The organism is Bradyrhizobium australafricanum, from assembly GCF_020329495.1.
GTDB classification, from domain to species: domain Bacteria; phylum Pseudomonadota; class Alphaproteobacteria; order Rhizobiales; family Xanthobacteraceae; genus Bradyrhizobium; species Bradyrhizobium australafricanum.
The window spans coordinates 54,417-67,495 of sequence record NZ_JAGKJL010000033.1 but is presented as its reverse complement, the minus strand read 5'-3'; the positions used below and the strand labels follow the sequence as shown (position 1 = coordinate 67,495).

General features: G+C 62.0%; 9 protein-coding genes. 3 read left to right on the top strand and 6 right to left on the bottom strand.

Annotated features, from left to right (window positions below; all coding sequences use genetic code 11):
• Window positions 1–3 precede the first annotated feature (3 nt).
• Window positions 4–966, top strand: a complete 963-nt coding sequence (locus J6525_RS26715) for an alpha/beta hydrolase (RefSeq protein ID WP_225646896.1) — start codon at window positions 4–6, stop codon at window positions 964–966.
• A gap of 432 nt (window positions 967–1,398) precedes the next feature.
• Here J6525_RS26715 and J6525_RS26710 read toward each other — a convergent pair whose 3' ends face one another.
• From J6525_RS26710 to rpmB, 6 genes are all read right to left on the bottom strand, one after another.
• Window positions 1,399–2,604 carry an ABC transporter substrate-binding protein gene (locus tag J6525_RS26710; RefSeq protein ID WP_225646895.1) on the bottom strand — a complete coding sequence of 402 codons (1,206 nt, stop codon included), beginning with the start codon at window positions 2,602–2,604 and terminating at the stop codon, window positions 1,399–1,401.
• A 264-nt stretch (window positions 2,605–2,868) separates the two neighbouring features.
• On the bottom strand, window positions 2,869–3,096 hold the full coding sequence (locus J6525_RS26705; RefSeq protein ID WP_016843499.1) for a hypothetical protein: 228 nt from the start codon (window positions 3,094–3,096) through the stop codon (window positions 2,869–2,871).
• Window positions 3,097–3,932: 836 nt separating this feature from the next.
• On the bottom strand, window positions 3,933–4,625 hold the full coding sequence (locus J6525_RS26700) for a hypothetical protein (protein ID WP_225646894.1): 693 nt from the start codon (window positions 4,623–4,625) through the stop codon (window positions 3,933–3,935).
• A gap of 1 nt (window position 4,626) precedes the next feature.
• Complete coding sequence (locus tag J6525_RS26695; protein WP_225646893.1) at window positions 4,627–5,220, bottom strand: PDDEXK family nuclease; 594 nt, start codon at window positions 5,218–5,220, stop codon at window positions 4,627–4,629.
• 110 nt (window positions 5,221–5,330) lie between these two features.
• A complete protein-coding gene (locus J6525_RS26690) occupies window positions 5,331–7,103 on the bottom strand; it encodes an SIR2 family protein (protein ID WP_225646892.1) in 1,773 nt (590 codons plus the stop codon).
• A 210-nt stretch (window positions 7,104–7,313) separates the two neighbouring features.
• Window positions 7,314–7,622 carry a 50S ribosomal protein L28 gene (gene rpmB / locus J6525_RS26685; RefSeq protein ID WP_028341882.1) on the bottom strand — a complete coding sequence of 103 codons (309 nt, stop codon included), beginning with the start codon at window positions 7,620–7,622 and terminating at the stop codon, window positions 7,314–7,316.
• A 354-nt stretch (window positions 7,623–7,976) separates the two neighbouring features.
• On the opposite strand from rpmB, the gene J6525_RS26680 reads away from it, so the two are divergent.
• Complete coding sequence (locus J6525_RS26680) at window positions 7,977–8,807, top strand: DUF3108 domain-containing protein (RefSeq protein WP_376708565.1); 831 nt, start codon at window positions 7,977–7,979, stop codon at window positions 8,805–8,807.
• 723 nt (window positions 8,808–9,530) lie between these two features.
• Window positions 9,531–13,064: a helicase-related protein gene (locus J6525_RS26675; protein ID WP_225646891.1), complete on the top strand. Its 3,534-nt coding sequence runs from the start codon at window positions 9,531–9,533 to the stop codon at window positions 13,062–13,064.
• Window positions 13,065–13,079 lie beyond the last annotated feature (15 nt).

Genomic DNA, 13,079 nt, shown 5'->3' with positions numbered 1-13,079 from the left:
CCCATGCCGCTTCCGCTCGACCCCGTCATTGAGAAGATCATCCCGCTGCTGCCGCTGCGCGATCCCGACACCATGACGCCGCAGAGCTGTCGCGATTCTCTCCGGGCGCTGGCGGAGGCGCGCAAGGCGGTGCCGCCGCCGCCGGTCGACGTGGCACGCGATATCGAAGTGCAGGGCGCCGCCGGCAAGCTCCGTGCGCGGCTCTATCGCAACGGCCGCGGCACGGCGCCGACCGTGATCTTCTTCCACGGCGGCGGCTGGGTCGCCGGCGATCTCGAGACCCATGACCGCCAGGCCCGCAACCTCGTGATCGACACCGGCGCTGTCGTGATCTCGGTCGATTACCGCCAGCCGCCGGAGACGCGCTTTCCCGGCGCGTTCGAGGATGCGTTCGCCGCGATCCGCGACGTGGTCGCGCGGATCGCCGAATTCGGCGGCGATCTCGCCCGCGTCGGCGTTGCCGGCGATTCCGCAGGCGGTAATCTCGCCGCCGCCACCGCGCTCGCCTGCCGCGACGCCGGCATCAGGCTCGCCGGGCAATTGCTGGTCTATCCCGTCACCGACGTGGTCGGCAATTTCGCCGATGCGGGCGAGAACGCCAAATTTCCGTCACGCGCTGAGAATGCGGACGGCTACTTCCTGACGCGGGCGACGATGGAGTGGTTCTGCGGGCACTATCTCGCCGGCAAGGCTGAGGGCGCCGACTGGCGCGTCTCGCCGCTGCGCGCGAAGAGCCTTGCCGGTGTCGCGCCGGCGGTGGTCACCACAGCCTGGTTCGACCCGTTGCGCGACGAGGGCCATGCCTATGCCAGGGCGTTGCAGGCGGCCGGCGTGCCGGTGAGCTATCATTCCGGCGAGGGCCTGATTCACGGCTACTTTGGTCTTGGCGATGCCTCGGAGGCCGCACGCGCCGAGGCGCAGCGCGCGCGGGCGGATTTCAAGGTGTTGTTGGAGCGGGGAGTCTAACCTCCTTGCGTCGTCCCGGCCGTTGTTGGCGAAGGGAGTCTAACCTCCGCCGGGACGACGATGTGGAGGTGCGTTGCCAAAATATTGAAAACAACCCCATGCAAAGTAGCCGGCGGTGGCCGGCGTTCGACCAGGCGACTTGACGCGTCGGGCAACTCAGGGATATATTTCCAATATTCCGAAATCGATCATGCGTATGCCCGCACCAGGGGGCAAGTGGCATTTCGCCGTTGTTGACGGGGAGCTAACCCCGTCGTCGTCCCGGCGGAGGCCGGGACCCATAACCACCGCAGCCTGTTATTGCAGCCGGCCGCGGCCCCAGCGTCGCGCCACGCCATCCAGTCGGGGTAATGGGTCCCGGCCCCCCGTGCGCAATTGCGCACTAGGCCGGGACGACGATGTGGATGGGTTTGCGCCCAATTTTACCTTTCCTCAATCATTCCCGATCGTGTCGCCGAACAGCTGCCAGGTCTCGCCGTTGAACTTCTGCAGCCGCATCGCTTCGACCGGGAAGTAGTCGGTCGGCGAGGTCTTCACCTTGATGCCGGGCAGGAACATCGGCAGCTCGATGTCGAGATTGGCGGCCTGCTTCATGATGTTCTCATGGGTGAGGTCGTCGCCGCATTGCTTCAACACCTGCACCGTCGCCTCCGCCACCACATAGCCGTAGACGATCAACTGGTCCTGCAGATTGCCGTCCGGAAAATACTTCTTCATGAAGTCCTGCCAGGCGATCACGTCCGGGTCCGCCTTCCATTGCGGATCGTTCGGATCCTTCAGCGAGTAGGACGAGATGATGTCCCTGGAATATTCGAAGCCGGCCGGCTTCAGCACCGAGGACACCGAGGTCGAGGTCGCCGCGAGGAAGAACAAATCCGGCTTCCAGCCGATCTCGCCGATCTTCTTGATCGCCTGCGCCGCCTGCTTGGGGATCGCGTGCATGAACAGCACGTTGGCGCCGGAGGATTTCAGCTTCACGATCTGGCTGTCGACCGTCGGATCGGTCGATTCATAGGTCGTCTCCGCTACCACCATCTTCGCGGTGTTCTCCGGCCCCAGCCCCTTCTTGAAGCCGTTGCCGTAATCCTTGCCGGCGTCGTCGTTCTGGTAGAACAGCGCGATCTTCGCGTCCGGCTTGTTGGTCAGCGCATACTTGGCGTAGACCGCGGTCTCGGCCTGGTACGACGGCTGGAAGCCGATCGTCCACGGATAATGCGCGTAGTCGCCCCACAGCGTGGCGCCGGCGCCGACGAACAGCTGCGGCACCTTCTTGTCGTTGAGATATTTGCGCACGGCCAGGCCCGTCGGCGTGCCCAGCGGATTGAGGATCGCGGCGACCTCCTCCTGCTCCACCAGCTTGCGGGTCTGCTCCACCGTCTTCGGCGGCGAGTAGCCGTCGTCGAGCGTGATCAGGTTGATCTTGCGCCCGTTCACGCCGCCCTGGTCGTTGATCATCTTGAAGTAGGCTCCTTGCGTCTTCGCGATCACGCTGTAGGCCGACGCCGCGCCGGAGAATGGCGAGGTCTGTCCGAGCTTGATCTCGGTGTCGCTGGCGCCCGTGCCATATTTCTTCTCGGCGGCGTGAACCTGCGTCGCGAGCGCAAGCGCGACTGTTGCCGCAATGGCCTTCCAGATCATCGTGAGCCTCCCTGTGGCTTTTTGTTTTGTTCGCGAGGGAGAGCTTATGCAGGTCGGGGGAGGCAGGCTTGTGGCGAGACGCCAGGGCAGGGATGCGAAAATGCGGCGGGCGGCAACTACCGCTGTCGTCCCGGCGAAAGCCGGGACCCATAACCACTAAAATGTGCCGTTAGGCGGAATGTCGTCCCAGCGTTCTAACCAATAAACAGCCGGGGTAATGGGTCCCGGCCTTCGCCGGGACGACGATGATGGATAGAGCGCCCCTTAACGGTAGCGCACGCTGCCGGTCGTCACCGGATCGGTCGGCAGCACGGTGGCGCCGGCTCTGCTGGCGGCGGCGGAGGTGATCATGCCGGGCTCGGCCGCGGCCTGCACATTGCGGGGCGGGTTGAATTCGAGGATGACGAGGGCGGCCGTCGCGAGCACCGCCACGGCGGCGGTTGCAATCGCAGGCACCAGTCTTCCGCGCGGATCGGCTGCGCGAACTTGCATCGAGCAATTCCTTTATCGGGGTCGTTCTTTGGACGTGACATAGGAACGGCCAGGCTTCTTCCCAAGAGTGCGGCGCACTTGCCTCACAATCAGTTGTGCTGGCCGTGATGTCCCTCACGGTCTTCGAGACGATGCGGCGTACCGCGTCGAATCGCATTCGTGTCGGATGGCTTGTTTGCACACTAATATCTGGAAGAGATCGTGGCGTTTTGCATGCGCCTCATGCGCTCGTGATGATGCGCAGTGATGTTGTGATTAACGGGTGCAGGAGAAGCCGCTTTTGCCTTTATTTCTAGGCTTTCTTGGTTGGTTAAGACGCGGGCGTTAAGCGTTTCTTCACGCCCGAACCGCGCATCAGAAGAGATTCGCGCCGCGGCGAGCGATGACACCGCTATCATTGGCGGCAGCTGTCAACAGACTTGCCGCAGCCTCGGACGAAGCGTCATCGCGAGGAACGAGGCGACGACGCAATCCATCTCTCCATGCCGACTGCGGTGGATTGTTTTGCTTCACGCGTAATCACGCAAAGAAGAATTCACTCGCGCGCCTCCGCGCCCAACGTCCGTGATGATCGCGATACGCCCCTCCCCGAGGAGGCGAGACGCGGTGCATATACTCGCGAGTTGGGTGTCTTGGGGAAGAGGAATATTTTCTTTGAGAGGACTGGACAGGGCGTGTCGCATTGTAAAGGTGGGAGAAATTAGGATGTTGGCGGGGGTGATCGAAGTATCCAGAGCAAAGAACGCGCCTCGCTCGGGTCCGGACGAAGTGAACGCCAACGCGTTAGCGCAAGCGATCTGATGTGACCGAAATACGCGACGTCCTCGCTGAGCACGTCATACCGACTTAGAAACGGGCAATTCTGTCTTTCGGACTCCAATCTCCGTCAAGAACGCTCGCAGATCGTCCCGCGGGAGAGGCAAGATGAAAGCACATTTGCCTCCTAAGCTACTGAATGAAGTTCCAACGGAGAAGGCCTGATCAGAATCGCTTATCCAAACTCGATCGTGAATATCATCGGTCTTGTAAGACCGCACGCGGATGCCTCTTTGCTTGAAGAGGTGATTTAATTTCTGTGCAACTGCCGGCTGACGTTTTCTTTTTCCAGAAAAAATTTCCAGCGTCTTCAGCGTTTCCGGCAACACGGAGTCTACTGCGGCAACATAATTTTCGGGTGAATGCGATTTGATCGATGTCAAAAAATAGGGATCGCAGATGACCAAATGGCGAGTGCCTGAGATACGCTGAGCTAACAGATGTATTGCCGTGGGACGTGCGGCGATACCCAATCCTGTTATGAGTTGGACCGTGCTATCGTCAGCCTCCGACCAGCGGCAAACATTCTGCGCTGAGCGATGGATTAGCTTATCGATCTTATCGTCGATTCCTATAACGAGGGCCGCGAGGAGGAGGGCAATATTATCGGATCGACGCCCCGGGATATGATCCAACTCCAGCTCAAGGCCTAAAGCTCTTATCTTCCTAAGGACGGCGGCAAGGCTTGCATCGATTTCATCATCGGATGTCATTTCAGATTCTGTCCTCTGCGGGCGATGCAAGTTCAGAAGGCAATTGCTCAGATAGAGCACCTCTAAGTAATAGTTTGGATACCACCGCTGATACCTGGTTTTCGTAGCCCATTTTCGACATCAGTCGCAGGCGGCTCTTTAGCCAATTTTCGTCCCATAGGTGCCAACCTTCCGCTTCAAACCGCGCACGGACTGCTGATCTGCTTCTATCGTTGATCTTGCCGCAGGCAAGGCACAATTCGACTTTCGGGTTCGGACGACACAGACCGCTTGAGGATAGTTGATGGGTAAGTCGACTGAAAACCGTTTCACGTAGAGTGGCATCGTTGAATAGCTTGTAGCGAGATGCCGTCTTTGAATCGAGATGGAAGTCGATGGCTTGGACACCTGGAGAATCCAGATAGCTCTTGCACTCGACGACCTGAAGTAAGTTGTCTCGGGAATTATACGCGACAATATCCAGTTCCCATCTTGGCGAGGATGGTCGTCCAATTTTCTTCTTTTCTTCTTTGGTGAGTTCTACCCTCACGGATGTGCGAACCCAGTAGCCTTCGATCCAAAGAATTTCAGCGACCACTTGTTCGAAAGCGTCCATATGTTCCTCTACGGATGACGTCGAGTCGCCCAAAGCGTTTTCAGTGAAAATTAGATGCGGGTAGTTCGTCTCAGAATTGGCAACGAATTGATCGGCGCGTGTCGATACGACTAAGAGGACCATTGGAGGACGCTGGAGAAGTTGTTGATGTTGGTCCGCGCCAACGTTAGATACTCGCGATCTCCGAGGGCGAAGCCTGCCTTCGTTAGTTCGCCTGCGATCTCCTCCGATTGCCACTTCTCAAGGATTTTCCTGCGCGACTGGTCGTCCCAAGACACGCGCCCAATAGCGCACCAGACGAACTTTCTGCCACCCTCACCAGCCAGTGCCGCAGAAAGCTCCTTTTTGTTGGTTGAGGTCGAGATGTGCGCGAGCGTCCCCAAAGTTTCGAATTCCTCGAAGAAGAGAGTGTAGTCCTTCGATGAATAAAAATAGTCGCTCGACCAGGAGCGAAAAATATCGTGCAGGTGGTCACTTAGCGCGGTCCTAAGTCGTTCGGAATTAGGCAGGAGCCTCCAAGTGTCATTTGATCCACCGTCCCAAGCATTGAGAAGCAAGTGGGCGACTACGGGGATCGTGCGATCTCGATCAGTCGTCAGCCTGGTAGCGAAGAGCCGGAACAAGTCGGCGTATCGTCTTGCTGCAAGTAGTCCGAGACCGTGAGCGTATAAGAGAAGGACGGCAGGATATGAACGCAAATTAATGAGGGCGACCGTTCCACCAGTCGGTTCTTTCACCCCAAATTGCGCAAGAAGGTCGATCACTACACGCAGTTCTGCATCCGCACCCCACCGGCCGAGAACGCTAACAATGCGCGCTAACGGTTCTGTGATAGCCTCGTACCGGCCGACGATCCGTGGGAACGTTTGTTTTGAGACCTCGCCATTTGTTGCAAAGCCGGCTCCCGTCAAAGCACGTTCCAGCTTTCTAGCTTCCTCTCCCACAAGCTCGTCTAGCTGGATTCGAAACTCGGGCTTTGCGAGAAATCGTTTGGCACTGGCGACCATCAGTTCGACAGTACTCGGATTTTGCCGCCGCATTTCTGATTGAGTGCTGACCTGTTGCTCCAGCCGCTCAAAGAAGGTGTCGGCGCTTTCGATGCTGATAACGCGCCCAGCTCGTTGAGTGATTAGGTCAACCGCGACTTTGCTCGGCTCCCCCCTAGCTGCCCAATACAATGGATAACGCCGATTCGGAGCGCGCATTATGGCGGCCCTCAAAGCGGGGTCCCAGTCACCCGACCAGCCACAAATAATCAGGCCATGTTCGTCAACGATACGATCGAGCAACGTATTCATCGGCGCCGTGTATGCGCTTAGTTCTAATTCGGTGTTTAAGATGCGAGTATCGAGGTAGTCGCCATGCAACTTCAGAACGTAGCAGCGGCTATGAATAAGCGGCACCGCACCCTTCAGACCATCTTCTGAACCAATGACGGTGGGTTCGACACCAACGTCGCGCAGGGCATTCTCCATGAGCCGGTCGAAATTAGTGGTAAGGATTACCCTTACGTATCCGGCCTGAACCAGCCTAGCGATTGCACGATGAGCCTTGGTTGGTACTTTCCTTCCTGCAGAGACGTCACTTTCGTCAGGTTCAATGTAACTGTGTAGAATGGAACGTCGTTCGTCGGATGTTGTAGCTAGTTGATCGAGCAGGTCGGAATAGCCGGGCTCTTTCCCGTGAGCTTCCTTGTACCAGGCTGCCCAATTAACCTGATCCTTCACACCTTCAAGACTTGCTACCCTTTGGACTAAGTCGAGCGTGATTTCCCATCCCGTTGGAACCTCTGCCCCTCGCGAAACGCCCGAACCTAAGAGCACGCAATATACGGCTTTATTTTCGTAAACGGAGAACGCAAGCGCGTCGGATGGGTCGATCATGAGGTGCCTCAATCGTCTAAGGACGAGGCGCCCAAGCTATCGCGATTCTCTCCTATCGAGGAGCCATCGGCCGCGTCGATAGAGTGCCGCAGAGCACTCGTTGCGGGAGACATGATGGTTCAACTTGTCCGTCCCAAAACAAAAACGGCCGGGTCATCGACCCGGCCGTTCAAAACTCTCTCCGCGAATTCGCGTGTGTGGCGCTCTCGTTCAGCTCGCCTTCTTCACCGGCGCCGGCTTGCCGACCTTCTTCTCGATCGCGCGCTTCAGGTCGAGGGCGCGGGGCGAGAGCACGTCGGCCTTGGCCTTGAGCAGGTAGGCGTCGAGGCCGCCATTGTGGTCGACGCTCTTCAGCGCGTTGGTCGAGACGCGCAGGCGCACGTTGCGGCCGAGCGCTTCGGAGATGAAGGTGATGTTGGCCAGGTTCGGCAGGAAACGCCGCTTGGTCTTGATGTTCGAGTGGCTCACCTTGTGGCCCGTCTGGGGGCCCTTGGCCGTCAGTTCGCAGCGCCGGGACATCTTACAAAATCCTTATTGCATCCCCGCCGCTCGAAGGGCGTGCAATCACACGGCCCGCGCGGGGGTTTTGAATTCGCGTCCATTTTCCAGGAACCGCGGGTGTATAGGGGGAGAATACCCGAGCGTCAAGATTATATCGCCGCATGCGGGGCACCGGAAATGCCGGTTCATAAGGTCTTCCAGCCACTTAACGGCGGATATGGCAACCATATAAAGGGCGTATTCGGCTGCAAGTCTAGGTTCCATACAAGATGCGCCTTGTTGTCCGGCCGAATTGAACGCCGAAATGGACAACGGATAGAGCGCCGATAGCAGGACCGTCAGGTAGGTTAAGTGACCACCGCCATTGCCATTTTGCCCCCGCTCGGCCGGCTGCTCGGCCTGTGCGCGGGCGCATTGCTGCTGTTTTGCGCCGAGCGCGCCAGCGCGCAGGGTCGGCTCGACGCCCAGTACGAGGCGACTCTGGCCGGTATCCCGGTCGGCAAGGGCAGCTGGACCATCGAAATTGGCGACGACAGCTTCTCCGCCTCGGCCCAGGGCGGCACTGCTGGGCTGCTGAAGGCGTTTTCCGGCGGCTCCGGCACCGGCGCCTCGCAGGGCCGCGTCGTCAACGGCGCGCTGGCCGCCTCCTCCTACACCGCGACCACCACCACCTCGAAGAAGTCGGAGACGATCCGGATGGTGCTCGCCAATGGCGGCATCAAGGAATCCGCGATCGAGCCGGAGCCGCCGGTCGATCCCGACCGGCTGCCGGTGACCGATGCGCAGAAGAAGAACGTGTTCGATCCGATGACCGGCTCGTTCCTGCGCGCGCCCGGCAATGCCGAATTGATGAGCCCGGATATCTGCCGCAGCGGTGCCGGCATCTTCGACGGCCGCATGCGCTACGACCTCAAGCTCGATTTCAAGCGGGTCGAGATCGTCAAGGCCGAGCGCGGCTATCACGGCCCGGCGCTGGTCTGTGCGCTCTATTTCGTGCCGATCTCGGGCTACATCCCGGATCGCCCCGTGATCAAATATCTCGCCGCCCAGCGCAACATCGAGATCGCCTTCGTGCCGATCGCCGGCACCCGACTCCTGGTGCCGTTCCGCATGACGATCCCGACCCCGCTCGGCCAGGCCATGCTGGAAGCGACCTCGTTCGTCACCACCGCCGCGCCGCCGCGCGTGGCGAAGACGCAGTAACACCCTGTCGTAGCCCGGATAAGCGAAGCGCCATCCGGGGACAGTCGTCCCGCATATCGCTTCGCTCATGCGGGCTACGCGGTAGCCAGACCGTCACCCTGAGGCGAGGGTAAGAGTTCTTCCCTTCTCCCCTTGTGGGAGAAGGAGGGATGAGGGGTCTCTATCCGCTGAGACAGACCCCTCACCCGGCGCCTGCGGCGTCACCCTCTCCCACAAGGGGAGAGGGTACTTCGGAGGCGCTACGCGGCGCGCGGAATGCAACGAACGTCACCGGAATCCGGTTGACTCTTGTCCGCTTCTGATTCGACTCGGTCACCCCTGGAACTTAAGGAATTCAGTCCGCATATCCTGTGCTTGTGGAGCCCTCTCAAACTTGATCTAGTGCCGCCGCCGTCAGCCTACCCGAGATGTTGCGGTGAACGTATCAGGCCCCCCAATCGAGTCAGCGATTCGGCCGCGATTCGTTCTAGAGTCGTTCCAGAGCTTAAGCCGGGCGCAGAAAGCGTCGCATTGTGAGACAGATTTCGCCGCAGATGGTGTCGATGATCGATCAGTTTCCGGATTTCAGCGTCATTGCGAGGAGCGAAGCGACGAAGCAATCCACTATCGCGGCAAGCGGTCCGAATGGATTGCTTCAGCGGAGCCTGTCATCGGGCGCGCGACCCGTTGGCTCGCAATGACGGCTAACAGCGGCGCATCGATCAAAAGAAACACCTGCAAAATATGGCTTTCTCAACTTCGTTCGGAAATGACCGCGTGCCCGGTGCAGGCGTCACCGCGGTGCTCGGGCCGACCAACACCGGCAAGACGCATCTCGCCATCGAGCGCATGCTGGCGCATTCGTCCGGCCTGATCGGGCTGCCGCTGCGGCTGCTCGCGCGCGAGGTCTACAACAAGATCGCGGACCGTGCCGGCGTCGACAACGTCGCGCTGGTCACGGGCGAAGAGAAGATCAAGCCGAAGGCGCCGCGCTTCTGGGTCTCGACCGTCGAGGCGATGCCGCGCGATCTCGATGTGTCCTTTCTCGCGGTCGACGAGATCCAGATCGCGGCCGATCTCGAGCGCGGGCATGTGTTCACCGATCGCATCCTCAACCGCCGCGGCCGCGACGAGACGCTGCTGCTCGGCGCGGCGACGATGCGGCCGATGATCGAGCGGCTGTTGCCGGGTGCCTCGATCATCACGCGGCCGAGGCTGTCGCAGCTCGAATTCGCCGGCGACCGCAAGATCACGCGGCAGCCGCGCAGAACGGCAATCGTCGCGTTCTCGGCGGACGAGGTCTACGCGATCGCCGAATTGATCCGCCGACAGCATGGCGGCGCGGCCGTGGTGCTGGGCTCGCTCTCGCCACGCACGCGCAATGCGCAGGTCGCGATGTTCCAGAACGGCGACGTCGATTACCTCGTCGCCACCGACGCGGTCGGCATGGGGCTCAATCTCGACGTCGATCATGTCGCCTTCGCTTCCGACCGCAAATATGACGGCTATCAGTTCCGCCGCCTGACCCCGGCCGAATTCGCGCAGATCGCGGGCCGCGCCGGGCGCGCGACGCGCAACGGCACATTCGGCACCACCGGGCGCTGCGCGCCGTTCGAGCCGGAGCTCGTCAACGCGCTGCAGAACCACACCTTCGATGCCGTCAAGGTGCTGCAATGGCGCAACGCGAAATTGGACTTCGCCTCGCTCGGCGCGTTGCAGGTGTCGCTGGCGCTGTCGCCCAATCATGAGGCACTGACGCGGGCCCCGGTGGCCGAGGATCTGCGCGTGCTCGAGCATGTCGCGCGCGACGCCGAGGTGCGCGATCTCGCGCATGGGGCGGCCGCGGTGGAGCGGCTGTGGGAGGCCTGCCAGGTTCCAGACTACCGAAAGCTGTCGCCGGCCGCCCATGCCGAACTCGTGACCACGCTGTATGGCTTCCTGATGCAAAAGGGCCGTATCCCTGACGCATGGTTTGCCGCCCAGGTCGACCAGGCCAACCGGACCGACGGCGATATCGACACGCTATCGGGCCGGATCGCGCAGATCAGGACCTGGACCTTTGTTGCCAACCGGCCGGACTGGCTCTACGACCCGGACCACTGGCAGGGGATCACGCGCGAGCTCGAAAATAAATTGTCCGATGCGCTGCATGAACGGCTCACGGAGCGTTTCGTTGACAGGCGGACCAGTGTATTGATGCGCCGCCTGCGGGAGAACTCAGTTTTGAATACGGAAATTGGCAAGACCGGTGAAGTGATCGTGGAAGGCCACGTGATCGGCCGGCTCGATGGTTTCACCTTCGCACCTGATGCGGCCGAGGCCGGCAGCGACGCCAAGGCGCTGCAAGCCGCCGCCCAGCAGGTGCTGGCGCGCGAGATCGATGCGCGTGCCGAGAAACTGGGCGCCGCCCCCGACGAGCAGTTCGTGCTGACCTCCGACGGCACCATCCGCTGGACCGGCGATGCGGTGGCCAAGCTGGTGGCCGCCGAGGACGCGCTGCATCCGCGGCTGCGCATCATCTCCGACGAGCGGCTGACCGGCGCCCCACGCGAAGCGGTGCAGACCCGGCTCGATCTCTGGCTCAAGACGCATATCGAAAAGCTGCTCGGGCCGCTGTTCGAACTGTCCAAGGCCGAGGATCTGCAGGGCATTGCCCGCGGCATCGCGTTCCAGCTGGTCGAGGCGCTCGGCGTGCTCGAGCGCGCGAAGATCGCGGCCGAGATGAAGGATCTCGACCAGCCCTCGCGCGCGGCCCTGCGCAAATACGGGGTGCGGTTCGGCGCCTACCACATCTATTTCCCGCAGCTCTTGAAGCCCGCGGCGCGCTCGCTGGCCTCGCTGCTGTGGGCCGAGAAGCAGAGCAATGCCGACATGGCGGCGCTGTCGAATGTGCAGCATCTGGCCTCCAGCGGCCGCACGTCGTTCCCGGTCGATAAGGCGTTGCCGCGCGATGCCTATCGCGTGCTCGGCTATCGCCAGTGCGGCGAGCGCGCGGTGCGCGTCGACATCCTGGAGCGGCTCGCCGACCTGATCCGCCCCGCTCTGGCCTGGCGCGAGACCTCGCCGGGCGAGAAGCCTGCGGGCGCGTTCGACGGCCGCGGCTTTGTCGTGACGCAGGCGATGACCTCGCTGACCGGCTCCGCCGGCGAGGACTTTGCCTCGATCCTGCGCGCGCTCGGCTACCGCATGGACCGCCGTCCGCCGCTGCCGCCGAAGCCCGTCGAGGCCGCGCCGGCCGAGACCACGGAGGCCGTCGCCGAGACCACGGAGGCCGTAGCCGAGACCACCGAGACGGTCGCCGCCGAGACGCCGCCAGTCGAGGCGACCTCTGAGGCCGCCGTGGATGCGCCGGTTGGTGCCACCGCCGAGGTTGTGGCCGAAGCGCCGGAGGCCGCCACGGATCAGCCGGTGTCCGGCGATCCCGCACCGTCGGCCGCGCTGCTGCCCGATGTCGGCTTTGCCGAGGTGGTGTCCAGCGAGGCGACGCCGGTCGTCGTCGAGACCAAGCCCGAGCCCGCGGCAGAAGTTGCCGCGGAGCCCGCCGCTGTCGCCGAAGAGCCCGCCGCTGAGGAGCCCGCTGCGGAAACGGCATCCGAGCCTGGGCCTGCCGCGGAAGCCACTGCAGAGATGCCGTCCGAGACCGCCACTGAGGCGGCCGCGGAGACCGCGAGTGCTGAGGCAGCACCGGCTGAAGCCGCTGTCGCCGCCGCGGAGACGCCGGCCGAGCCGCAGCTGGTCGAAGTCTGGCGTCCCGGTGGCCGTTCCGACGAGCGCCGTCCGCATCATCGCGGCCATGATCGCAACCGCGGCCGTCACCAGGGCAAGCCCGCCGAGGGCGCGCAGGCCGCTGAAGGCGGCGGCGAGGGCGACAGCAAGCGCGAACAGCATCGCCGTCCGCGCCGTCACCAGGATTTCCGCGCGCCGCGTCCAGGCGCGCCAGCGGATCCGTCTGCGGCACCCGCCGAGGGCGCGCAGGCCCGCGACAACAGGGACGACAAGGGCCAGCGCCGCGAGCGCTTCGAAGGCAAGGGTCGCGATCGCGACAATGAGCGTCGCCGCGACAACAAGTTCGGCGGCGACCGCAAGGGCGAGCGCGGCGATCGTGATCGCGGCGGCCGCGATTTCGGCAAGGGCGGCCGCGACAAGCGCGAGGGCGGCCCGTCGCATCGGCCCTACGCCTCGAGCGCGCCGCGCGAGCGCGACCGGCCGATCGATCCGAATTCGCCATTCGCCAAGCTCGCTGCCCTGAAAGAGCAGCTCGCAGGCCGGAAGGAATAGTCCAACCCTTGGTTT